The organism is Thermoanaerobacterium sp. R66 (genome assembly GCF_028895185.1).
Lineage (GTDB): Bacteria > Bacillota > Thermoanaerobacteria > Thermoanaerobacterales > Thermoanaerobacteraceae > Thermoanaerobacterium.
On record NZ_JAEUWW010000001.1, the window covers coordinates 1243282 to 1262634 of the forward strand.

37 protein-coding genes and 5 tRNA genes are annotated in these 19353 nt (G+C 33.3%); 6 read left to right on the top strand and 36 right to left on the bottom strand.

All coding sequences use genetic code 11. The features are described 5' to 3' along the window. Window positions 1-49: 49 nt before the first annotated feature. The 25 genes from JJQ93_RS06205 to JJQ93_RS06325 all read right to left on the bottom strand — a co-directional run bounded on the left by JJQ93_RS06205 (window position 50) and on the right by JJQ93_RS06325 (window position 12436). Window positions 50-1810: a terminase large subunit gene (locus JJQ93_RS06205; protein WP_085113633.1), complete on the bottom strand. Its 1761-nt coding sequence runs from the start codon at window positions 1808-1810 to the stop codon at window positions 50-52. Then, entirely contained in the window at window positions 1807-2157 is a 351-nt protein-coding gene (locus JJQ93_RS06210) for a P27 family phage terminase small subunit (RefSeq protein ID WP_274893118.1), read from the bottom strand. Before JJQ93_RS06210 ends, JJQ93_RS06205 begins: the two co-directional genes overlap by 4 nt. 136 nt (window positions 2158-2293) lie before the next feature. Beyond that, entirely contained in the window at window positions 2294-2620 is a 327-nt protein-coding gene (locus tag JJQ93_RS06215; RefSeq protein ID WP_274893119.1) for an HNH endonuclease, read from the bottom strand. A gap of 49 nt (window positions 2621-2669) precedes the next feature. Further along, window positions 2670-2951, bottom strand: a complete 282-nt coding sequence (locus JJQ93_RS06220) for a hypothetical protein (protein WP_274893121.1) — start codon at window positions 2949-2951, stop codon at window positions 2670-2672. Between the two features lie 58 nt (window positions 2952-3009). Further along, the gene (locus JJQ93_RS06225; protein ID WP_274893122.1) at window positions 3010-3537 is read right to left on the bottom strand and encodes a hypothetical protein; all 528 of its coding nucleotides are present in this window, start codon (window positions 3535-3537) and stop codon (window positions 3010-3012) included. Between the two features lie 201 nt (window positions 3538-3738). Continuing rightward, on the bottom strand, window positions 3739-4893 hold the full coding sequence (locus JJQ93_RS06230) for an XRE family transcriptional regulator (RefSeq protein WP_085113765.1): 1155 nt from the start codon (window positions 4891-4893) through the stop codon (window positions 3739-3741). After that, window positions 4880-5551, bottom strand: a complete 672-nt coding sequence (locus JJQ93_RS06235) for a hypothetical protein (RefSeq protein ID WP_274893124.1) — start codon at window positions 5549-5551, stop codon at window positions 4880-4882. The genes JJQ93_RS06230 and JJQ93_RS06235 overlap by 14 nt, the downstream gene beginning before the upstream one ends. A 99-nt stretch (window positions 5552-5650) precedes the next feature. Next, complete coding sequence (locus JJQ93_RS06240; RefSeq protein ID WP_274893125.1) at window positions 5651-6079, bottom strand: DUF1492 domain-containing protein; 429 nt, start codon at window positions 6077-6079, stop codon at window positions 5651-5653. A 37-nt stretch (window positions 6080-6116) separates the two neighbouring features. Further along, window positions 6117-6293 (bottom strand): hypothetical protein, encoded by a 177-nt coding sequence (locus JJQ93_RS06245; RefSeq protein ID WP_274893126.1) that lies wholly within the window; start codon window positions 6291-6293, stop codon window positions 6117-6119. Further along, window positions 6286-6501 (bottom strand): hypothetical protein, encoded by a 216-nt coding sequence (locus JJQ93_RS06250; protein ID WP_274893127.1) that lies wholly within the window; start codon window positions 6499-6501, stop codon window positions 6286-6288. Before JJQ93_RS06250 ends, JJQ93_RS06245 begins: the two co-directional genes overlap by 8 nt. Beyond that, entirely contained in the window at window positions 6501-6890 is a 390-nt protein-coding gene (locus tag JJQ93_RS06255; RefSeq protein ID WP_274893128.1) for a RusA family crossover junction endodeoxyribonuclease, read from the bottom strand. Before JJQ93_RS06255 ends, JJQ93_RS06250 begins: the two co-directional genes overlap by 1 nt. A gap of 12 nt (window positions 6891-6902) precedes the next feature. Next, the gene (locus JJQ93_RS06260) at window positions 6903-7406 is read right to left on the bottom strand and encodes a putative metallopeptidase (protein ID WP_274893129.1); all 504 of its coding nucleotides are present in this window, start codon (window positions 7404-7406) and stop codon (window positions 6903-6905) included. Beyond that, window positions 7403-7636, bottom strand: a complete 234-nt coding sequence (locus JJQ93_RS06265; RefSeq protein ID WP_274893130.1) for a hypothetical protein — start codon at window positions 7634-7636, stop codon at window positions 7403-7405. The genes JJQ93_RS06260 and JJQ93_RS06265 overlap by 4 nt, the downstream gene beginning before the upstream one ends. A 3-nt stretch (window positions 7637-7639) precedes the next feature. Beyond that, window positions 7640-7807: a hypothetical protein gene (locus JJQ93_RS06270; protein WP_274893131.1), complete on the bottom strand. Its 168-nt coding sequence runs from the start codon at window positions 7805-7807 to the stop codon at window positions 7640-7642. Window positions 7808-7810: 3 nt separating this feature from the next. Further along, window positions 7811-8014 (bottom strand): hypothetical protein, encoded by a 204-nt coding sequence (locus tag JJQ93_RS06275; protein WP_274893132.1) that lies wholly within the window; start codon window positions 8012-8014, stop codon window positions 7811-7813. Further along, window positions 8011-8547 carry a replicative helicase loader/inhibitor gene (locus tag JJQ93_RS06280; protein WP_274893133.1) on the bottom strand — a complete coding sequence of 179 codons (537 nt, stop codon included), beginning with the start codon at window positions 8545-8547 and terminating at the stop codon, window positions 8011-8013. The genes JJQ93_RS06275 and JJQ93_RS06280 overlap by 4 nt, the downstream gene beginning before the upstream one ends. Window positions 8548-8549: 2 nt before the next feature. Continuing rightward, entirely contained in the window at window positions 8550-9422 is an 873-nt protein-coding gene (locus JJQ93_RS06285; protein ID WP_274893134.1) for a hypothetical protein, read from the bottom strand. Between the two features lie 79 nt (window positions 9423-9501). Beyond that, the gene (locus JJQ93_RS06290) at window positions 9502-9681 is read right to left on the bottom strand and encodes a hypothetical protein (RefSeq protein ID WP_274893135.1); all 180 of its coding nucleotides are present in this window, start codon (window positions 9679-9681) and stop codon (window positions 9502-9504) included. A 59-nt stretch (window positions 9682-9740) separates the two neighbouring features. Then, window positions 9741-10631, bottom strand: a complete 891-nt coding sequence (locus tag JJQ93_RS06295) for a recombinase RecT (protein WP_274893136.1) — start codon at window positions 10629-10631, stop codon at window positions 9741-9743. Then, window positions 10628-10822: a hypothetical protein gene (locus JJQ93_RS06300; protein WP_274893137.1), complete on the bottom strand. Its 195-nt coding sequence runs from the start codon at window positions 10820-10822 to the stop codon at window positions 10628-10630. Before JJQ93_RS06300 ends, JJQ93_RS06295 begins: the two co-directional genes overlap by 4 nt. Continuing rightward, entirely contained in the window at window positions 10822-10989 is a 168-nt protein-coding gene (locus JJQ93_RS06305) for a hypothetical protein (protein WP_274893138.1), read from the bottom strand. Before JJQ93_RS06305 ends, JJQ93_RS06300 begins: the two co-directional genes overlap by 1 nt. 213 nt (window positions 10990-11202) lie before the next feature. Further along, a complete protein-coding gene (locus tag JJQ93_RS06310; RefSeq protein ID WP_274893139.1) occupies window positions 11203-11637 on the bottom strand; it encodes a helix-turn-helix transcriptional regulator in 435 nt (144 codons plus the stop codon). 64 nt (window positions 11638-11701) lie between these two features. Then, complete coding sequence (locus tag JJQ93_RS06315) at window positions 11702-11935, bottom strand: hypothetical protein (protein WP_274893140.1); 234 nt, start codon at window positions 11933-11935, stop codon at window positions 11702-11704. Beyond that, window positions 11932-12132 (bottom strand): hypothetical protein, encoded by a 201-nt coding sequence (locus JJQ93_RS06320; RefSeq protein WP_274893141.1) that lies wholly within the window; start codon window positions 12130-12132, stop codon window positions 11932-11934. Before JJQ93_RS06320 ends, JJQ93_RS06315 begins: the two co-directional genes overlap by 4 nt. Before the next feature lie 13 nt (window positions 12133-12145). Beyond that, window positions 12146-12436 (bottom strand): helix-turn-helix domain-containing protein, encoded by a 291-nt coding sequence (locus tag JJQ93_RS06325; RefSeq protein ID WP_274893142.1) that lies wholly within the window; start codon window positions 12434-12436, stop codon window positions 12146-12148. 70 nt (window positions 12437-12506) lie between these two features. Between JJQ93_RS06325 and JJQ93_RS06330 the strand changes: the two genes are divergently transcribed. Beyond that, window positions 12507-12887: a DUF2513 domain-containing protein gene (locus tag JJQ93_RS06330; protein WP_274893143.1), complete on the top strand. Its 381-nt coding sequence runs from the start codon at window positions 12507-12509 to the stop codon at window positions 12885-12887. On the opposite strand, the gene JJQ93_RS06335 is transcribed toward JJQ93_RS06330, so the two are convergent. After that, on the bottom strand, window positions 12862-13032 hold the full coding sequence (locus JJQ93_RS06335; protein ID WP_274893144.1) for a hypothetical protein: 171 nt from the start codon (window positions 13030-13032) through the stop codon (window positions 12862-12864). The two genes, JJQ93_RS06330 and JJQ93_RS06335, sit on opposite strands and share 26 nt — an antisense overlap. Window positions 13033-13044: 12 nt before the next feature. After that, entirely contained in the window at window positions 13045-13287 is a 243-nt protein-coding gene (locus tag JJQ93_RS06340; protein ID WP_274893145.1) for a helix-turn-helix transcriptional regulator, read from the bottom strand. Window positions 13288-13445: 158 nt separating this feature from the next. Here JJQ93_RS06340 and JJQ93_RS06345 point away from each other — a divergent pair, with 158 nt between their 5' ends. The 5 genes from JJQ93_RS06345 to JJQ93_RS06365 are packed head-to-tail and all read left to right on the top strand — an operon-like array spanning window position 13446 to window position 15870. Next, window positions 13446-13880 carry a helix-turn-helix domain-containing protein gene (locus tag JJQ93_RS06345; RefSeq protein WP_274893146.1) on the top strand — a complete coding sequence of 145 codons (435 nt, stop codon included), beginning with the start codon at window positions 13446-13448 and terminating at the stop codon, window positions 13878-13880. Between the two features lie 50 nt (window positions 13881-13930). Continuing rightward, a complete protein-coding gene (locus JJQ93_RS06350; protein ID WP_274893147.1) occupies window positions 13931-14314 on the top strand; it encodes an ImmA/IrrE family metallo-endopeptidase in 384 nt (127 codons plus the stop codon). Window positions 14315-14330: 16 nt separating this feature from the next. After that, window positions 14331-14534 (top strand): hypothetical protein, encoded by a 204-nt coding sequence (locus JJQ93_RS06355; RefSeq protein ID WP_274893148.1) that lies wholly within the window; start codon window positions 14331-14333, stop codon window positions 14532-14534. Window positions 14535-14539: 5 nt separating this feature from the next. Continuing rightward, complete coding sequence (locus JJQ93_RS06360; RefSeq protein WP_274893149.1) at window positions 14540-14725, top strand: hypothetical protein; 186 nt, start codon at window positions 14540-14542, stop codon at window positions 14723-14725. 14 nt (window positions 14726-14739) lie between these two features. Beyond that, window positions 14740-15870: a site-specific integrase gene (locus JJQ93_RS06365; RefSeq protein ID WP_274893150.1), complete on the top strand. Its 1131-nt coding sequence runs from the start codon at window positions 14740-14742 to the stop codon at window positions 15868-15870. A gap of 95 nt (window positions 15871-15965) precedes the next feature. Here JJQ93_RS06365 and JJQ93_RS06370 read toward each other — a convergent pair. The 9 genes from JJQ93_RS06370 to JJQ93_RS06410 all read right to left on the bottom strand — a co-directional run bounded on the left by JJQ93_RS06370 (window position 15966) and on the right by JJQ93_RS06410 (window position 19251). Continuing rightward, a tRNA-Cys gene (locus tag JJQ93_RS06370) sits at window positions 15966-16039 on the bottom strand. Between the two features lie 6 nt (window positions 16040-16045). Continuing rightward, a tRNA-Gly gene (locus tag JJQ93_RS06375) sits at window positions 16046-16121 on the bottom strand. A 9-nt stretch (window positions 16122-16130) separates the two neighbouring features. Then, window positions 16131-16206 (bottom strand) — tRNA-Phe (locus JJQ93_RS06380). A 13-nt stretch (window positions 16207-16219) separates the two neighbouring features. Continuing rightward, window positions 16220-16296, bottom strand: a tRNA-Asp gene (locus JJQ93_RS06385). A gap of 7 nt (window positions 16297-16303) precedes the next feature. Then, a tRNA-Val gene (locus JJQ93_RS06390) sits at window positions 16304-16376 on the bottom strand. Between the two features lie 139 nt (window positions 16377-16515). After that, window positions 16516-16719: a cold-shock protein gene (locus JJQ93_RS06395; protein WP_013298441.1), complete on the bottom strand. Its 204-nt coding sequence runs from the start codon at window positions 16717-16719 to the stop codon at window positions 16516-16518. A 76-nt stretch (window positions 16720-16795) separates the two neighbouring features. After that, entirely contained in the window at window positions 16796-17551 is a 756-nt protein-coding gene (locus JJQ93_RS06400; RefSeq protein WP_085111536.1) for an SIR2 family NAD-dependent protein deacylase, read from the bottom strand. Between the two features lie 42 nt (window positions 17552-17593). Next, a complete protein-coding gene (locus JJQ93_RS06405) occupies window positions 17594-17740 on the bottom strand; it encodes an alpha/beta-type small acid-soluble spore protein (RefSeq protein ID WP_014759292.1) in 147 nt (48 codons plus the stop codon). Between the two features lie 11 nt (window positions 17741-17751). Continuing rightward, window positions 17752-19251 (bottom strand): peptidase propeptide domain-containing protein, encoded by a 1500-nt coding sequence (locus tag JJQ93_RS06410; RefSeq protein WP_274893152.1) that lies wholly within the window; start codon window positions 19249-19251, stop codon window positions 17752-17754. Between the last annotated feature and the right edge of the window lie 102 nt (window positions 19252-19353).

The window sequence follows — 19353 nt, forward strand, 5'->3', positions numbered from 1 at the left end:
TTCTATGTTTTATAAATTTTAAAAAATTCAACTACCTCACCGCCCTTCATTAGCTTTTGAGCCATCTTTCAGCATAAGTTTTCTTTTCTAAGTTCTCAAGTTTCCTTACACACGCAAAAACAGCGGCATCAAATATATCAATGCGCTGTGTTCCTCCATCTCCATCGATTTTTTCGTATTGAATCATATCGTCTGTTTTTTCTATGGCTCTCACATTCTGAACACAATATTCAAAGGCCTCTGAATGAAGATAATAAAAGTCGCCGTTTTTTACTTTCGCTTCTATGTGCCTGAAACCTTCGCTCTTTTTATAGAAATATTGCGGCTGGTCCACAATATTAAATCCCGCTGTTTTCATGCCGACAAAATATTCTCTGCAAAATTTTCTATCATGGCCAATCTGTTTAATTTTAAATCCCATTTTTCGCATTTTGATAAACCAATTAACTACATCTGCATGATTTACAGTTGGGTTATTGCACATATCAAGCCAACCATCATCTTTCCAGCCGAATAGAGGTATATTATCTTCATCAGCTTTTCTTTGTGCCATTACTATCGGAAACCATGCATGAGTAATAACAATATCGACATCATGCATTTTACCGTTTTTATCTTTATATGCGTTATAATATGTCCCATACAGTGCCGCGGCGGTCAGATCATGCAGCTTTGACAAGTCAGCGCCACCAAACCATTCAATAGGCAATTTAACTAATTCCTCAATGGTCCAATCATATTTTTTGTCACTATTTCTAAATTCATCTATATTGAAATAGGCTTTCATAGAAGCTGTATAAATGTTTAATGACTTCGCAAGAAAATCTTTCCTTTGCTGTGGATCATTCTGAGCCTGTAGAGCGTCATTCATCATATCCTCCGGTCTTATGGTTACTCTATAATTAGGATTAGCCTTCTCATGTTCTATCGGGTTCGTATAATCTACATCTCCATTCTCATCTTCATCTGCTTTTGTAATAAATACAAAATATGCCTCATCTTTAATAGTCCCATTTAATATCTTTTGGCAATATTTCAATCTATTATAGCAGAATGAATTCATATTATCTCCCGCCGTCGTAATACCTATCATCAACTTATTCGTATAAGCTTTCATAGCTTCTTTTATGATATTATATTGTTTCGGCGTTTTATAAGCATGGATCTCATCTGCTATGCCAACATTGCAATTCAAACTATCTTGTTTATCAGGATTAGCAGCCAAAGCTTTAATATATATAAAGCCGTCACTTAATTCGCCACTTATGCTATGTTCCTGATTATTGTCAAGAATTCTAAAATTACCATCTTCACCCATCTGTTTTAGGTTGAAAAGTATAAAATTAAAAGATTGCAATGATTGATCTAGCACTGCGCTTGTAATATATATTTTACTTCCTGATCTTCGCTCTAATAATGCCAAAGCCCAAGATAAAGCAGCAACAAATCTTGTCTTCCCATTTTTTCGAGGTATAAAAATAAACGCTTCTTTAAAGCGCCTTATTTTTGTCCCTTTATTATAAAATCCTAATAAATTATAAACAATAAATTTTTGCCAAGTCTCCAATAAAAAAGGCTCACCTCGTAGCGGTGTGCCATCTAATTTTTCTCCCTGATCATGGACAAATGTTTTTTCAATAATTTGTATTACAAATTCGGCATCTTTCGGGTTAAAATCATAATTAGAATTTTTAAGATCTTTTAAAAATCTATTACAGGTTTGAATTAATTCTTTACAAGCAACTTTCTTACCTGCAACTATGCTCTTTGCATATTCTATTACAGTATCATAGTTTTTATATTTAGTCATTTCAACTCACTCAAAACTGAAGCCAGTTTTGATTTATTGCCCTTCTCAGTAGTTACAGTTTCAATTGATTTCGGATTGAGGCATAGTCTATCAGAGTATGCCAAAATATCTTTTCTCAATGATTCTAATGTTGCAACAATCGGGGATTTTTTTGTACCTCCCTGGTCCGTTTCTACCTCATATTGATACCCACCTTTTTCAAATTCATCATTCAAAGTTAAATATTGATAAACTAGTTCGGAATATATCTCAATTAGGCGATTATACTGCGGTTTATGGACTCCGAGTGTTTTCATATCTTCTATTGTTCTTCTCTTAATTGTTTCCTTTGAAGGTACCTTCGCCATGCCTCTCACCTCCTGAAAAAATTTTTTCAATGGTCGCTCTATTGGAAAGAGTTCCCCGTGCCGGTACCCAAAAGATATTTTATCTTGTTGTCAAGGTGGGGGGGATTACTTTCTTCATCGTTGTCAAATCTTATTATCATTTCTCTGAATATTTTTCTATCCAATCTAAACCAATTTTACCTATCTTCTTAACCCATGCAAGCCCGAATGAAGTAAGTTTATCACTATCTCTATCATGCATTTTATTATGGCACTTTTCACATAAACTAATTAAGTTTATATTTGCTAACGCTAATGCAATATTATATATTAAGCACCATGTAAGAGGTATAATATGATGTACCGTCGTCGCTTGTGTTGTCTTCCCATACCTCTTGCATTCTTGACATAAATACTCATCTCTCTTTAATATTATCTCTCTCTTATGCTTCCATTTTGCACTCTTATAAAAATTATGTTCCATCATTATCGCCTACTTTTGCCAAAATAAAAAAGAGCCTTGTCAAAGCTCTTTATATTTTCCATTTATGTCCGCAATTCATGCATACTGCCAATGTGGTTGCTTTTAAAGTGCCTTTCTTTTTCGGTACTAGTAACCATAACCCTGCTGTACATAATATCAAAAGCCATCTTCCTAAAGTTCTTAAGATACTTACATCCTTAACTTTTGAACTCCCTTGCACTACTTGTATATTCTCCGAACCGCATTTTTTACATACCATATTAACCTCCCCTTTTCTTTCATAATTTGCAATATAATAATATATTCTATATTTATCTGATTTTTCCTGCAAAAATATATTATCTTAATTCAAAAGTTTTATATAAAAAGAGCCCTGGTTAGAGCTCTTTTCATTTAAGCAATAGAAATTTTTTGCCGCAGTCTTTGCACGTATAAAGTATTTTTGTTGGTCCTTTTGAACTTTCTGTTCCTTCTTCAAAGGCACAACCCATATCTTCTATATTTATGCTATCGCAATATGGGCATTCCCTTTCTGACGTCGTTTTTAATTCTTCATCTATATTTTTAATGTTAAGTTGTTTTATACTTTGTTCTATAAAATCTTGAATGTTATTTTTTATACTCTCATATATACTATCAGGTAAATCTTTTTGCATATGTCTAATAGAATCTAAAAAACCTCGATATAAACAATCTATTGCAAAAGCATTAAATGTATAATCTTTAATGCGATTATCATGCAGCGAATATAAATATTGTACTATTTCTAATAGTCGCATAACATAAAATTTATTATTACCCTTCTCAGCAATATATTGTAATTGCTTGAAATAATCCTCAGGGAAAGTATCATATGCCTCTTTTCTCATTTTAAGATACTCATCATCATTATCTTGTTTATAAATTTTACTTATCATTATTTCAATCCCCTTTCATTTATTTATATTTTATTTATATATTATATACATCTTCGAACAATTTTTAAATAACTTAAGCTCAGGAAGGGAACACCTGAGCTTTCTCTTTTGTAAAATTTTCTATTATTCTATTATGTATTATAGCATAGATTTTTTTGAAAAAAGTATTAGACTTTTTTGAAAAATTACTATATCAGCATTTTATTTCTTAAATTCCCTTATATTTATTGGTATAACCTGTCCTCTCCTACTAAGAGTTCCTGGTTCAAGATTAGTTAAAGATTCTATCTCCTCAATTGGCATTTTTAAATCTTCAACCAATTGATCACGAGTTAATATTTCTTCCTCCAACAGCTTTTCAACGGCTCTTCTCAATAAAACCGGATTTTCTGGTTCTAATACATCATCTAATGGCTCCTTTTTCCTCCATTTTCTCCGTGATATTTGTTTCATGAGATACGTATATTGACTATCAGACAATACTCCTAAATCTTTACATCTTCTTATCATCATGCTAATAGAAACCTTCCATCTCTCTTTCAAAAAAATAAAGTGGTCTAAAGAAGTAGAAATCACATCTTCTAAAAAACTTTCTTCGGGAAGTAGAAAAGCCGTAGCAAACCTGTATGCTTCATCTTCTATTTTATCAAATATTTTTTTGTCGTTGATTAATCCTTTTTCTATACCTTGATGGAGCAATATATGCCCAAGTTCATGCGCAATATCAAGCCGGGTTCTAGCAGCACTTTTTTTGTCAGCGCTAAGGAATATAATGGGTCTTCCTTCTGGCAACAAATAAGAAAAAGCATCTATTTCTTGATAATTGGTTTCATTTCTTGTTACTATAAAACCATTTTTTTCAACTAACAAAGTTACATTGCTTATAGGCCCAAGACCAAGTTTCCACGATTTTCTTACATATATCGCTATTTTTTCTATTAAGTCATCATTAAGATTCTCAATATCAAAACTACTTAAATTAGCCAAATTAACTTTTGGAAATTCTATAAACTCAGAAAGATATTTATAAATTTCTACTAGTAAATTAGCTCTCTGTATCTGCTGTTCTTTTTCTTTTTTATTTGCAGTAGCATAGCTTCTAAAAAAAGCGTTATCACTATTGAATAAATTATCCGACTCTATTGGCTTATAAAAAAATGAAAGTGGAAAATTTAAAATTCTAACCATTTCTCCGAGTACAGCTGCACTAGGAGCAGTTTGACCTAATTCATATTGTGAAACAGCCTGCCGTGTAACAGATAATTTATTAGCTAATTCCTGTATAGTTAGACCACGAATAAGCCTTGCTTGTCTTATCCTTTGAGGTACAATGTTATGCTCTTTATTTTTTGTCATCTCCCGACACCCTTTTTATAATTTCTTGTTTTACTTCTAAAATTAAATCATCATTTATTTCTTCAATTATGTATTCAGGTTTTTCAATTTCCGTCATTATCTTTTGATCTTCTAACAAAGAAACCTTTGCGAACCAATCATTTAAATTAGGTGAAGGAATACCGATGTTTATAAAATTGAGCCCCTCTTTAAAATACCCATGTGTAATTATTAAGTAAACTTCATCTTGCTTTCTTTCATATCCTAATATATCATCAATTGTAAGTTGATTCGAATAACTATAATTCATTCTAAATATATTTCTTCTTGGAATTTGATTCTTATCTCTAACCTGACTAACCGTAAATATACATTTGTCATCTATTGTTCTTATTTCTAAGTGATAATGACTTTTTATGATATTAGGAACAATCTCACATTTTAAATTTCCAATTCTTCCTTCATTAATTGCTTTTTCAATCTGTAGTTCAACGACAACGCTATTTAAATAAGTCTCAATATTTTTAAATAAGAAAGATTCAAAAAGATCTCTATCTCTTTTTATCTGCTGCGTAATTTGATAAGCTTTCTTTATTGTTCTTCCGAGTTCAATTTTCATTACATCTGAAACATACTCTTTTAATATATCATCAGCAGTTTTGAACTTTGCCAAATCCAATTTCCCACTCTCCTTTACAAATCCTTATGAAAGTATTTTACCATATTATTCTTAGTTTGTCAAGTAACACTGCTGATATCAAACATTCTGTCAAGTGATTTAGACTTTTATCAAATTTTCTTGTGCTGCTAATAACGCAATATATAATATTATCTCATCCTTCCAATGAAAATACGTAGCTCTTTCGATATGTAACCTTTTCTGAATATATTCTCGCCCTTCCTCGTCAAAATATATTAATTGTAATAACTTTTCCTTATCTGTGTTTTTAAACTTCTGAATTGTTTTTTCTATTATCGTAAACCATTTTTCATATTCTTCTATCTCTTTAGGTGGTTTAGCCAACATCAATGCTTTTATCGCTGTGCTATCACTATGGTAAGATTGTCCTTCTCCAACCTTTCCAAAAAGAGGTGTACTTGAATTTAATACTTTTTCTCTATATTCTTTCACTTCTCTTTTCAAGTCAAAGTAGTGATACAAGTGCCATTCAATTTCTTTGTATATTTGCCTATCTAGTATACCCATGCTCGCCCCTCCTAAATGCGTATAGGGATAGCTTTAGCTACCCCTCTTTAATCTCCACTGTAACTTTCAAAACTTTATTTTTACATGTTACAAGCTTTACGGCTTCTGATAAATATGTTTCAGGAATGTCAAACTGCACTCTTGCGCCGTCGCCACCAAATTTAAGGCCTGATTGAATTGGCGGTATTGTTGCTAAAAATTCAATTTTATTCATTTCCATTCACCTCTCTTTTCGCTATTTTTTCTAAAGCATTTTTAATATTTCTTGCACAGTCTCGGCAGAATTCTAACCGTTCTTCTAAATATGTTGTTTCAGTTCCATCCCAAAAAGCGTTTGTTTGCAAATATAAACGATATATATCTTTTGCTTTTTCAAGCATTTTCCCGCAACCATCGCAAATATGAACCTGCTTTATGGTCATCACGATACCTCCTCGACATTAACTCTTTCAATATAAACTTCTGTTCTCGGATTTTCCCTATCATAAAGCACCCTGCTCCCATCAGTGCTTGCAATTATTTTATAATTATCATCTTTTAGCACTTTGTATTTTACAAGTATGTCATGCAGTGCTTCGTTTAGATTTGTCAAATCACATTTTCTATGTGTATCCATATAAAATAATGCTTTTACATTGACTGGATAATCTATTGGTTCTCTTGGCCATCTTATATAATAGCCGCAAGCCTCTTCATAGTTTTTATATTGAACGCTGGGAGCCACAAAGCGAGCCCCAGTTCTTTTATTTATTCTGATTTCTTGATGATTTTTTTTCGTAATTGGTACCAAAGGAATAACTATTTTGTACAAAGTAACTTCCTCCTATGCAGGCATATCGTTATTTCCATCTTTGAATTTGTTATCAAGAAATTTCATCAAATTTTTATCATCATCAAAGAAGGATATTTGCTTCGTCTGTTCCATAAAATGCTTTGCGTCATCACTATATAAGCCATATCGCCTTATTATATGGGCAAAATCTTCAAGGTCATGTGCAATAATATATCTTCTCGTAACTTTGCCATATTCATCTCTAATTACGCCACAATGACTTAATTCATGATCTATAATTGCTTTAATCGTATCAGTTGGCATATTCAAAACTAAATTACTGAGAGTGATTATAAAACTATATCCAGTCAGAAGCTTTTCTTTATCAGAGCATTTCTTAGCAGTGCCAAATACTTGTTTTCCGTTTTTAGTCCAAGTGCTGTATCTAATTACATAAGCTATTTTCTCGTCTTTCAAGTCTGAATGATATCTCTCTATAATTTCATTTGCCATATTTACAATTTCTTTTGACGCTATTTCATAATCTCCTATCATTTCAATTCCTCCTTCTTTTTTGTTTTACGTAAATGTTGCAAGATATAATAATAGTTTCTGTAAACGCCTGTATATTTTGCAAACACTGTTTCTATCGCTTGTCTTTTATAAATGCCACTACTACGCTTTTTAATCCGTTTTAAAACTTCGTCTACTTTAGCTAATGCTATTTTGACTTGTTCACTATCCCAATCCAACGATTTCTTTGTAAAACTCATTAGGCTGTTCACCTCTTATTCCCCTTCTTTATATATTTTTATTAGCTCAGTATCTATAGTCGCTTTAGGTTTCATTAAACAATCCACTAAGTCGCATATTCTAAAAAGCTTGTCTTGTATTTCATCAGGTACAGCCGGAACAATTTCCATTGCAGTCTTTTTAATCTCCATCAATTCTTCCATCCCTCACACCCCCAAAAACTTTATTTTTGCCTGTCCGCACACAATATCCGCTTTATTTATGCATGTCCTATATCCTTTTTTCTGCACTAAGTAAAAATGTTCGTATTCTTTTATAAGTTCACCCTTGCCTCGCACTATTTCTCTTTTTCTTTTCTTGTCAGAGCCATCTCCGTTTTTCAGATTCATCTCAAATTCAACCTTCATCATTTCTTGCCTCCCTCTATAAGCTTAAAATCATGCTTATTTGCAAGCATTGCTATATCGTTTTTAAGATTCTCTGGTAACAATGCTTCTTTCTTCTCTCGTTCCTGGACCTGACTAAACATCTTGAGAAATTGCCCTCTCACAACTCCTGGCTCTTCACTAAGGCATATCTCACGCCACCCCATATATTTTGCAACCTTTGCTACAGCCGGGCTCATGCTTGCTAATGCCTCTTCTTCCCGATATGAGCCAAAATAGCGTATTGCTTTTTCAACTTCTCCCCATGCTTCGGCAGGATCCAGCTGTTCTTCTTTGGGTGTCGATATTTCAGATGCCAACTTCCTAACATCTGCAATCGCAGGTGGAAATGGATTTTCGAGTATAAGTTTCTGTACCGCCATTTGCACAATTCTATAATCTAAATCTCCGAGCATCTCGTGCCATACCTGTAACGTCAATCCGGCCCTATCAACCTGAAAGCGTGGATATGCGGCTGCTATAATAGACAATATTCTTGACGTTTCATTTAGCGTCATTCTTAATCAACCTCCCAAATATTTTTTTCTTGTCCTTGTTGATATTCAGTTCTTTTGACTAATTCAAGAGCATTTCGCACGTTTTCTGGTAAATCATTAATAGGTGCAGCTCTATTGTCATACGTACCTTCAAGCACTTTTACAAGGTTGTTGTTATTAATCAACCAGTCAAAGTTGCAACCGGTCCATTTACCATTGCGTCCTGATAAAAAGTCGCTTGTTTCGGCTTTCCTGAAGGCTTGTTCAAAGGCAGAAATATTCTCATGCATATTATGCCATGCGGTTTTTATGCTTCTTTTACGCTTATTAGTTATTTGCTTTATTTTAGGCAGTGACTGACATATATCGTTATAAAGATTGGCTATTTCCTGATATGGTACTTTATCTTGTTGCGTTTGCGAGGTTGTGTCGTCAGTTTCTGACGACAATATATCTTCGGATTCGTATTCGGATTTGGATTCGGATTCGTATTCGGATTCTCGGGGACATATGCTATCATCTGATATCATATGATTGTATGTGCTATCAGATTGTTGTTGTGCTTCATCAGGTGAAGGATACTTGCTTTTCTTTGCTCTCACTTGCTGATGCTTTTCCCATGTTGTTACGTATAAATATGGCTTATTGTCAACTTCATATAAATGTATTAATCCCACTTTAACTAATTTATTAAGCCATTTATTTATATCTGATTCTTTAACCTTATCTATTTTAAGAGGATATCCTTTTGCTCTTAAGATAGCTGGCCTTGCGTCCATGCGACCATAATCATCGCACATAACTAATAATCTATAAAAGAATATTTCTTCCTCTGGATCCAATTGTGCAATTGTATCACTTGTGCATATGCTTTCTTTAAGTATTCTATTTGGCATCTTCCTTCACCCTCCAATTTAGTACTTAATGAGTATCCTTCCGTCTAAAATAATTTTGAGAGAGGCTCTTAATCGAACCTCAAAATGGTATTTCCTCATCGTCAAGCTGTTTCCTAACTTCAGCCTTAACCTTGTCCCATGCCCTTGTGAAAGCCTTATCTATATCGCCAGCAACATCTACTTCAATTTCTGCTTCAGCCTTTTTATTGTTGTAGCCAGGGCCTGATTTAAGTTCTGCATATGATACTCGAATTTTCATCTTTACCAACTCCTATCAAAAAGTTTTTTAGAAAGGCGGTTTAATCCCCGCCTCATTTCTCATTTTTCTTCATCTTCCTCTTGCAAGAATTCTGGTAAATTTTCTTCATCTATTTCCATCTGTTGGTTTTCACCTTCTTCTATTGCATAATCATTGTCACTTTTATCATCTTCAATAATTTCTCCAGTATCTACATCAATTACATTATTATTTCCTTCAGTATCCGGTTCTGGGTTATCAACATATTCATAATCAACGCCACGTTTACCTTCGTGTATTATGGCTTGGTCAGATTTTAGAGCTGTTTGCATATCTACCGAGAGTATTCCCCACTTACTCAAAGTATTTTTAATAACTGTCTTTTTGGCCATTTCATCAAAGTCAGTCCTCCATGGACCATTATTATAAGTCTTACTGAATCTTTGCGCATGTGCTTTTACCTTCTCTATAGGCCAGTATACGGTCTTTTCAAACCCATTAATCAGCCTGAAGTATGCCGCATAACCTATTACTTTGTTGGAAATCTTGTTCTCAAAATTTAACTCAATCTCTTCCGTAAGAGGATTAAATCCTTTTAATTGTCCTTCATATATTGCAATTACATTTATGTTCTTATATTGCCCTGTTCTAAGTGCTAACTGTATAATTCCTTTGTATCCTACTTGAAATTGAGCTTTCCAACCCTCTTTCGTGTGATAAGGGATTATATAAGAAAAGCCTAGATTTGGATCCACAGGAAGATCCAAAGTGGCCGCTACCATTGCGGCAGATAGTATAGAGTTTGCATCACAGTTGCGAAGCATAGGGTTACCATTTACTACGTTTGATACAGATGTTATAAATTGTGCTGCTCTATGTCCAAGAACTTCCTCAAATCTTTTCTTTACATTTACATTACTAAGCAAAAATTTTATCCTTTGATAATTATCTATTGCCTTGCTATTGCTCATTGTTTCTCCCCTCCATATTCTTCTTGCAATTTTTTATTAGCCTCTCTTATCCTCGCCAAAACTACTTCTATATCCTCACCTGCATAGCTTATTTCCCAATTGTATCCTTTCGTATTTTTTTCAAGTTTCACACTGATGTCCTTTGGCTGTTTATCGTAGAGATGTATTATTTTCATTTCCTGCGTATCCATTACACTCCACTCCTTAAATTTTCTATATCAAGTTCTATAATCTTTATAAGTACCTTATCATCTGTGTTATTTTTTAAATCTTCAAGCATTTTAATTTTGTCATCTGTTTTAAGTATGCGTGAATTAGTGATATTCCAAATCTTATTCATCAAAGCCATGTTTCCCATCTTTTTATCCCCTCTCATTTTTTAGTCTTGAGAGTATACCAGAAATGTGGTATACTCTCATTGAAAGATTTAATTTGTGCCTTTTTTAAAGGCCTTTTTTTATTTCCAAAATTCTATTCCGTGTCTGACTTGTCCGTTTTCTAACGTTGAGGTTATACCAAATAATTTATATAAAAGTATTGCAATTCTTACTGACATCTTTAAATCCCCCTTTCATCTTGCGAAAATAACCGCAAGTGCTGCGCCTGCCATTTCACTTATTTCTTTTGTAACACGCTGCCATCTTTCTTTTTCCGTTTCATCAACTACACCATCAGCGGCTATCTTAATCATGTCTTTTTTAACAATTTCCAAATCATCTGTTTCACTCTGCAGTGTCAATACCGATTCAGGTAAAATCGTTAAATTTAAGTCTGGCAGATATTTTTGTCCAACTTTTGTGCATTGTTTTAAGTGTTTGTATCCAAGCCAAGGTGCTTTGTATATTTCTACCATGTCACATACAATATCATCAGGTGGTATTGTTCTATTTGTTTCATAATCTATAAGTGATCTTGTACTGATATGTAGAAGCTCCGCTGCTTTATCTTGTGTCATACCAGCATTTTTTCTAGCCTCTTTATAAATATTTGTGCAATATTTATTCATTCACTTTTCCTCCTTCCTGGTTTATAATGAATTCAGAAACACTTCTTATGACATTTTCGAGATCTCACATCTGACTGTAGTAAAGTCTTGTCAATTCTTTGTGTTCTTGATTTAGATCTGCAATCTCATCTCTCAATTTCTCAATCAATACATCTGCCTTTGCCGCCTGTCTCTTAAGTTCCTGTAATTCTCTTATTCTTTGCAATCTAAATTCTATCGAATTTTCTAAAGATGTTAGCTGCCTCTCCATCTCTTCTTTGTCTGATGTATCAACAGCTTTCATTAGTACCTGTATCATTGCTCATTCCTCCTTATTTCCGCTAAAGGTCTCCCGTATTCTTTAGCTTTCTTTATAATTGCGCATATATTGCAAACCGTTTCAACTTCCCATTTTGACAGCCACATCATCGCTTTAAATTCGTCATCTGTAAGCTTTAAATTTTTTACTGTTCGTATAATCATCTCTTCTTTTTCATTTGCCTGTCTACAACACATCTATTTCATCCCTTTAAACTGCTTTAATATCAATTTTTAAAATCTCATCTTTTATTTGTGATAAATGTCTTTCGTATTGCCTTAATTTTTCTTTTAACCTTTTGTTCTCTTCTTCAAGCCTGATTTCATTCTCGGTTTTAGCAGGAATGATACCCAAGTAGTTGTTAATGCTTTGTTCAGTTATCAAAATCTTTGATCCAACTTTAACAGCTTGAAGTTTATGCTCATCTTTCAATTTGTATATTGTTTTAATGTCTACTTTTAGAAGCTGTGCTGCTTCTTTTGTTGTATAAACAAGTGCCATAAGCTTTTTACCCCCTTTTTGTTTTTTTTCCTCTCCAGTGGTAAAATTCTCTTGAGAGGAGGTTATAATATTGAGATTAAACCCTGATTGCATTAGAGATATTTTACTAACTGCAGAAGAACATACTGGATACGGTAAGTTTATGGACTACAATCTCGAGTCCGAGTATGAACGATTAAAACAATATAGTCATGAAGAAGTAATGTATCATATCAAACAATGCGAATTATCTGGTTTATTAACAAAAGTAACTTATTTTCTGGGTGGCAATTGTTTGATACACGACATCTCCCCAGCAGGTCACGAATTTCTTGCCAATATAAGACAAGATAATAACTGGAACAAAACCAAAGAAATTGCTAAAAGTGTTGGTTCTTACTCTCTCAGTGCACTTTCCAAAATTGCATCTGAAGTAATAGCTAAAATTATAAATTCAAAGTTAGGTCTTTAACTTGTAAAACTATCAGAAGCTCTGTTGGTAAGTCGGCAGAGTCTTTCTTTAGCTCATACCTTATTAATCCTTTTATTTTGAAATCATCCAGCATCATTTCATCGTTTTTGATTATCAGCTTATGAAGGCCGTTGTTCCCTTCCATCCTTCTCACCTCCTATGCGGATTGTTCTGTGTTGTGTGACGAATCGTCCAATTTATCATCAAAAAAAAGTTCTTCGATTGAATGCCCCAAAATTTTCGAAAGTTTCATACTTACTTTAAGATTAGGATTTCTAATACCTTCTTCAATTTTATAATAATGTGATACAGATATTCCTAACAAATTTGCTATATCTTTTACCTTTAAACCATTATCTTTTCTTATTTTTATTAATTTAATTCTTTTTTTGTTTTTCATATGCTCACCTCCACTGGACTTTTCGTCTCACGTCTTGATTATATTATATGCGACTTTAAGTCCAATGTCAATAGTTTTTTATCCAAAATGGATAAAAATATTTATTTTTTGGACTTATTGTGTTAAAATTAAGAAAAAAATAATAGGAGGTGGACAATTTGGAATTCAAAGATAGACTAAAAGATTTACGAAATGAATACAAAAAAGACCGTTACGAACTAGCAAAATTTTTAAATGTTTCTTATTCTACAATAGCAAAATATGAATCAGGATTGCGTTCTCCAGACAAGGAAACGTTAAATAAATTAGCAAATTATTTTAATGTTAGCGTAGATTATCTTTTAGGGCGCACTGATATTCGCAATCCAGAGAAAATAGTACAAGACAAACTTACAGAAAAAGACAAGAAGGATATTGCAAAAGATCTCGAAAAAATGATGAATGATTTGGAACATGCAGACGGATTGATGTTTTATAATGAACCGATTACAGATGAAGACAGAGAATTGCTAAAACAGGCTTTAGAATTCGGTTTGCGTATGGCAAAAATAAAAAACAAAGAGAAATATACGCCTAAAAAATATCGTAAATAGAGGTGAGTGTTTTGTACTCACGGGAACAAATATCTTCAATTGCAAGGAAATTGGCTAAAAAGTATAAAACAAATAACCCTCTTGAACTGTCAGAATGGTTGAATGTAGATGTTTTTATATTCCCATTAGGAAATATATATGGATTTTACAAATATACACATCGTAACAAACAAATATATGTTAATAGCGACTTAGATTATAGGAATAAAATTATAGTATGTTCTCATGAACTCGGACATGCTGTTCTGCATCCTAGAGAAAATTGCCCTTTTCTGAAAGCATATACGTATTTTGAAAATAGATTAGAATTAGAAGCTAATCTATTTGGTACATATTTATTAATTCAGACAACAAATGAAGATTTTATGACATACGGACAAATCATAAATGCTTTTAATGTTGCTGAAGAAATAGCAGCATATAAAATCATGTAAAAATGGAGGAAATAATATGTATGACTACTATCCAAATGAAAAGGAAATAGTTGAAGCATTGCAAGACGATCTAGAGTTACTCAACTTCTATCTTACTGTAAGACCTAATATAATTGGCGTAACACTACGTGATAAAAACAGTAAATTGTCGCATGAAAGTATAAAACAAATTGTAAGAATAATCAAAAATATCGAAGAAGAAGATGCAAAAGGAGAGTAATAAAAATGACTGATAAAGATAAGAAATCAGCCAGCAATATTATATCAATTGCAAAATGCAGTATGTGCGGGAAAATGTTTAAAATTTCTTTAACGCCTGATGAAGTAAAAGCCTTTGAGAAATCCGAAGACGCAAAATTGATATGTTTTGAGTGTGGAGAAAAAATTTTTGGTTTTAGGGAAAACAAATAAAGGAGGTATTATCTATGCGTGGCCATATCAGAAAGCATGGAGATGGATGGCAATATGTTGTTTATATTGGCAAAGATCCTATCACTGGGAAGAAAAAATACAAATCAAAAACATTTAAGAGGCAATCTGACTGCGAAAAAGCTATGAACAAATTAATTAGAGAGTTGGAAACTGGACAATTTGTAGATTCCAAAACCATGACTTTAGCGGATTATCTCGATTATTGGCTTGAAACATATGCAAAAGTCAATGTCACGGATAGCACTTACAAAAGGTATACTGAATTTACAACTAATATAAAAAATCATATTGGTATTGCAAAACTTCAAGATTTAAAACCAGCACACATACAACAATACTATAGCAAACTTGTTGATGAAGGTACATTATCTAATAGTACAATATTGAAAATACATAGAATGTTGCATCTAGCCTTAAAACATGCTGTAGGCTGGCAAATGATATATAACAACCCATCTGATTCCGTTACACCACCTAAAGTAGTAAAAAACGAAATGAAGGTATGGGATGAAGATACCGCAAAAAACTTTTTAGACTTTATAAAAGATGAAAAAATATATCTCCCGGTTAAAATAGCATTAGAAACAGGTATGCGTGAAGGCGAAATATCCGCACTTAAATGGGAAAATGTTGATTTAATTAACGGAGTTATATATGTTACATCAAATATGCAATATCTATATGGAACATTAACCTTAAAAGAACCAAAAACAAAAAAATCCAAGCGCAAAATTGTATTATTTAAAACGACAATAGAAGCTCTTAAAGCACAAAGGAAAAAACAAATTGAAAATAAATTACTACTAGGTGAATTATATAATGATAACAATTTTGTATGCACTCATGAAAATGGAGATCCTTTTATTCCACAGTACATTTCTAAAAGATTTCAGTTATACGAAAAAGCTTATAACAAAGAGAACAATAAAGCTCCTATAGAAATTATCCGTTTTCATGATTTAAGGCATACACACGCTACATGGTTATTAAAGAAAGGAATAAATCCTAAAATTGTAAGCGAAAGATTGGGCCATGCTAATGTAAGCATTACTCTTGATACGTATTCGCATGTATTACCAGATATTCAAAAACAAGCTATAGAATCAATAGAAATTATGCAATAAAAATCTCGGATTGTCATGGGATTGTCACGGATTTATTTTTAGAAATTGAATAAAAAATAAAAGCCATGAAAGGCTTGATATCGCTTGATTAAATATGGAGGCGGCATCCAGATTCGAACTGGAGATAAAGGTTTTGCAGACCTCTGCCTTACCACTTGGCTATGCCGCCAAATTTTGGAGCGGACAACGAGACTCGAACTCGCGACCCTCACCTTGGCAAGGTGATGCTCTACCAACTGAGCTATGTCCGCTTAACTTAATGGTGCCTCGAAGTGGAATCGAACCACTGACACAGGGATTTTCAGTCCCTTGCTCTACCGACTGAGCTATCGAGGCTTTTTAAATTTTATGGCGACCCAAAAGGGGCTCGAACCCTCGACCTCCAGCGTGACAGGCTGGCGCTCTAACCAACTGAGCTATTGGGCCATGACAGTGGTCGCAATAGGGCTCGAACCTATGACCCCCTGCTTGTAAGGCAGGTGCTCTCCCAGCTGAGCTATACGACCAATTTCCGTGACAAGTATTAGTATACATAAAAAATGCCGATTCGTCAATATCCTTTTTTAATTTTTTTCGCATCTCGTAAAATATATATTGCTATATATTTCAAAACCCTAACATTGCTGTTAGGGTTGATTTTCTCCATTAGGAAACTTTTTTAACGTTAGCGGCTTGTGGCCCTTTTTCGGCCTCCACTATATCAAACTCGACTTCCTGTCCTTCTTCTAACGTCTTAAAACCATCCTGTTCAATTGCTGAGTAATGAACGAATACGTCTGAGCCTCCTTCTCTTTCTATGAAGCCATAACCTTTCTCAGCATTGAACCATTTTACTTTACCTCTTACCATTATATCTTCCTCCAAACGTGATAAATAATTTACTTCTTTATAATAGCACTGAAACATATACATTGTCAAATGAATTTTAGCCTTGTTGTGCCGTCTTTAAATATCTTACGATTTTGCTTAAAGCTTCGCCTGCCGATTCTCTTATAATTGCATCGGCCCTTCTATCTTCAGGTGTCTCTGACTTATTTATTATGACAAGATGCTTTGATAGTCCCGGAAGAAAGTTTACAGGTGATACGGTAAGCGATGAGCCAATGACTATCATCAAATCGCTGTCTTCAGCCTCATGCCATGCCTTTTCAAAATCTTCAGGCATCTGATCTCCAAACATCACAACATCTGGCCTTAAAATCCCATTGCATTTGTCGCATTTAGGCGGGATTTCCCCTTTAGACACTTTGACCTCCAATAAATCAATTGGTACCACTGTACCACAATTTGTGCAACTTCCTGTCCTCGTCTGGCCGTGTACTTCGTATACTTTCTTCGATCCTGCTTTTTGGTGCAAATTATCTATGTTTTGGGTAATTACGCATGATACAAACCCATCCTGCTCCAGTTGCGCCAATATATAGTGTGCTTTGTTTGGCTTTGCATCTTTCATGGACAACAAAATCTTAAAACCATTGTCGTAAAACTTTTTAGGGTCATTGTATAAAACTCTTGTTGACAGTGCTTCCATAGGGTCCATCTTTTCCCAAAGTCCAGTTCCTGGACTTCTGAAATCAGGAATACCACTTTCTGTAGATATTCCAGCACCCGTCAGCACAACAGTCTTTTTAGAATTCTCTATCAACCTTGCAACTTTTTCATATACATCCTCTTGACCCATTTGTCTCACCTCAAATACAAGTATACCACCACAACAAAAATTTTACATGGCCGATTTATATTTTTTCTTTTTCACAATGGCTCCAATTTTCCCTGTTTCTTGTGCCGTCAAGTTCGACCATCCTACCTTATGTACCTTATCTAATAGCCCCAACTCTTTAGCCGCCTCTATCTTTAATTTTTCATCCATAGTATCATCTCCTAATAGCCTTTTTCAAATTCATTTACAGATACCTTTTGACCAGTTAATGCATCCACTATTGAATCCATTGTAGACAAACGATATATTGGCATAAGCTCATATTTACTTGTGTATAAATAATAAAGAGATGGTTTTTCACCTACTAATATATTTTTTGCAATACTTTCATTCAAAATATCTGTTGTTGATGGTTTATGGGCCTCATCCCAATTTAATGAGACATTTATTATTTTGCCGTTTTTATCTATTTTAATTCTCACATAATTATCCAGAACTATTGCACCATTGTAAACTCGATAAAATACGTATGTATAATCATCATCTTCTATGGCAGGTTTCTTTAAAAGATCCAAATTGCAATCTTTTCCTCTTAAAATTTCCTTTGTAAAACCGATTATTCTGTCCAAATTGCCATACGTATCAAATAACCCATCATCGTCAGAAATATCTACGTTCTCGCTTATTATATTTCCTGTCTCTTTGTCGACTGCTATATTTGCATTGGCTATTAAATTTCTATCAGTATGGTTCATATTAAATGTATATGTTTCTCTTTCAGTGAGAAAATACCTTTCAATTGTCTTGCTGTCTAATACTTTAATATCATTTATGTGAAAGTTATTCATTTCATTCATTGCTATTTTCAATGCCTCATCGTAAGCTACTATGCTATACGATTTTTTAAAATCATTGGCATCACACTTAATCTTTAAAACATCATCATATAGCATATTACCATTAAAATCTACCAAATCACCATTTACTGCGTCTATACCAACGAGATTATAATCGATGCTTAAAGCATAGTACAGCCGATATTTAGGAAAATCATCGTTGTTGTTTTTCAAATACACAAGAGTAGGATCAAGTTTGCTATTAAACGCTTTCAAGGCATCAACACTGCCAATCGTCTTTATGTCTTTATTATAAGATGACACACCTATACTTTGTCCTTTTAATTTCAATATATCGCCACTTTCAGAGTCAATGTAAACATAAGCATCTATATTGTACACAGGTATATCGTCAACTAAATTCTTGTAACGAAATTTATAAATTATTGGTCTTTCCAAAGCATCATCAATATACGTTGAATCATTAACCTCAGATACATAACCAAATTTTTCTCCAAAAATATTTTCCAAAAGTTCTTTGCCTATTATTACAGCATCGTCCTTCCTTATTTTTGATTTACCGCTTTTGCCAAATAAGTATTTCATTTGATCAACATAATAATCCACGCTTTTGATATTTCCATTGTCTAATACAGCATCAAGGGTTTTATATATGTCGCCATCGCTTTTCATGTTTATTTGGATAGATCCATCGCTATTTTTTCTGATTTGATCTACCGACATATTACTTATAAATGGCATCTTATCTTTTAACAATTTTAAGTAATCTTGATTTTGAATATCGTTGGGGAAACCAAATGAAAAAGCATTTAAGCTGAATACCATTACCAATGTCAAAGTCAAAAGAAAAATCCTTTTAATCATACATAGAATACCTCCATTAAGTAAAATATTACCATATATAGTATTCTATGTATTTTTAAAAAATCCTTTTTTTAACACAAAAAAATCCGGTTAATTCCGGAT

What these genes read in the sequence shown, in the direction of transcription:
- JJQ93_RS06360 (WP_274893149.1), top strand. Translation starts at nt 14,540, where the DNA reads ATGACTGATAAAGATAAGAAATCAGCCAGCAATATTATATCAATTGCA.
- JJQ93_RS06410 (WP_274893152.1), bottom strand. Translation starts at nt 19,251, where the DNA reads ATGATTAAAAGGATTTTTCTTTTGACTTTGACATTGGTAATGGTATTC.
- JJQ93_RS06225 (WP_274893122.1), bottom strand. Translation starts at nt 3,537, where the DNA reads ATGATAAGTAAAATTTATAAACAAGATAATGATGATGAGTATCTTAAA.
- JJQ93_RS06365 (WP_274893150.1), top strand. Translation starts at nt 14,740, where the DNA reads ATGCGTGGCCATATCAGAAAGCATGGAGATGGATGGCAATATGTTGTT.
- JJQ93_RS06245 (WP_274893126.1), bottom strand. Translation starts at nt 6,293, where the DNA reads ATGAATAAAATTGAATTTTTAGCAACAATACCGCCAATTCAATCAGGC.
- JJQ93_RS06405 (WP_014759292.1), bottom strand. Translation starts at nt 17,740, where the DNA reads ATGGATGAAAAATTAAAGATAGAGGCGGCTAAAGAGTTGGGGCTATTA.
- JJQ93_RS06315 (WP_274893140.1), bottom strand. Translation starts at nt 11,935, where the DNA reads ATGATACAGGTACTAATGAAAGCTGTTGATACATCAGACAAAGAAGAG.
- JJQ93_RS06300 (WP_274893137.1), bottom strand. Translation starts at nt 10,822, where the DNA reads ATGGATACGCAGGAAATGAAAATAATACATCTCTACGATAAACAGCCA.
- JJQ93_RS06210 (WP_274893118.1), bottom strand. Translation starts at nt 2,157, where the DNA reads ATGGCGAAGGTACCTTCAAAGGAAACAATTAAGAGAAGAACAATAGAA.
- JJQ93_RS06295 (WP_274893136.1), bottom strand. Translation starts at nt 10,631, where the DNA reads ATGAGCAATAGCAAGGCAATAGATAATTATCAAAGGATAAAATTTTTG.
- JJQ93_RS06340 (WP_274893145.1), bottom strand. Translation starts at nt 13,287, where the DNA reads ATGAAAAACAAAAAAAGAATTAAATTAATAAAAATAAGAAAAGATAAT.
- JJQ93_RS06320 (WP_274893141.1), bottom strand. Translation starts at nt 12,132, where the DNA reads ATGTGTTGTAGACAGGCAAATGAAAAAGAAGAGATGATTATACGAACA.
- JJQ93_RS06205 (WP_085113633.1), bottom strand. Translation starts at nt 1,810, where the DNA reads ATGACTAAATATAAAAACTATGATACTGTAATAGAATATGCAAAGAGC.
- JJQ93_RS06310 (WP_274893139.1), bottom strand. Translation starts at nt 11,637, where the DNA reads ATGAATAAATATTGCACAAATATTTATAAAGAGGCTAGAAAAAATGCT.
- JJQ93_RS06260 (WP_274893129.1), bottom strand. Translation starts at nt 7,406, where the DNA reads ATGATAGGAGATTATGAAATAGCGTCAAAAGAAATTGTAAATATGGCA.
- JJQ93_RS06285 (WP_274893134.1), bottom strand. Translation starts at nt 9,422, where the DNA reads ATGCCAAATAGAATACTTAAAGAAAGCATATGCACAAGTGATACAATT.
- JJQ93_RS06240 (WP_274893125.1), bottom strand. Translation starts at nt 6,079, where the DNA reads ATGGGTATACTAGATAGGCAAATATACAAAGAAATTGAATGGCACTTG.
- JJQ93_RS06355 (WP_274893148.1), top strand. Translation starts at nt 14,331, where the DNA reads ATGTATGACTACTATCCAAATGAAAAGGAAATAGTTGAAGCATTGCAA.
- JJQ93_RS06230 (WP_085113765.1), bottom strand. Translation starts at nt 4,893, where the DNA reads ATGACAAAAAATAAAGAGCATAACATTGTACCTCAAAGGATAAGACAA.
- JJQ93_RS06275 (WP_274893132.1), bottom strand. Translation starts at nt 8,014, where the DNA reads ATGATGAAGGTTGAATTTGAGATGAATCTGAAAAACGGAGATGGCTCT.
- JJQ93_RS06290 (WP_274893135.1), bottom strand. Translation starts at nt 9,681, where the DNA reads ATGAAAATTCGAGTATCATATGCAGAACTTAAATCAGGCCCTGGCTAC.
- JJQ93_RS06400 (WP_085111536.1), bottom strand. Translation starts at nt 17,551, where the DNA reads ATGGGTCAAGAGGATGTATATGAAAAAGTTGCAAGGTTGATAGAGAAT.
- JJQ93_RS06305 (WP_274893138.1), bottom strand. Translation starts at nt 10,989, where the DNA reads ATGGGAAACATGGCTTTGATGAATAAGATTTGGAATATCACTAATTCA.
- JJQ93_RS06280 (WP_274893133.1), bottom strand. Translation starts at nt 8,547, where the DNA reads ATGACGCTAAATGAAACGTCAAGAATATTGTCTATTATAGCAGCCGCA.
- JJQ93_RS06335 (WP_274893144.1), bottom strand. Translation starts at nt 13,032, where the DNA reads ATGGAAGGGAACAACGGCCTTCATAAGCTGATAATCAAAAACGATGAA.
- JJQ93_RS06250 (WP_274893127.1), bottom strand. Translation starts at nt 6,501, where the DNA reads ATGACCATAAAGCAGGTTCATATTTGCGATGGTTGCGGGAAAATGCTT.
- JJQ93_RS06215 (WP_274893119.1), bottom strand. Translation starts at nt 2,620, where the DNA reads ATGGAACATAATTTTTATAAGAGTGCAAAATGGAAGCATAAGAGAGAG.
- JJQ93_RS06395 (WP_013298441.1), bottom strand. Translation starts at nt 16,719, where the DNA reads ATGGTAAGAGGTAAAGTAAAATGGTTCAATGCTGAGAAAGGTTATGGC.
- JJQ93_RS06270 (WP_274893131.1), bottom strand. Translation starts at nt 7,807, where the DNA reads ATGGAAGAATTGATGGAGATTAAAAAGACTGCAATGGAAATTGTTCCG.
- JJQ93_RS06325 (WP_274893142.1), bottom strand. Translation starts at nt 12,436, where the DNA reads ATGGCACTTGTTTATACAACAAAAGAAGCAGCACAGCTTCTAAAAGTA.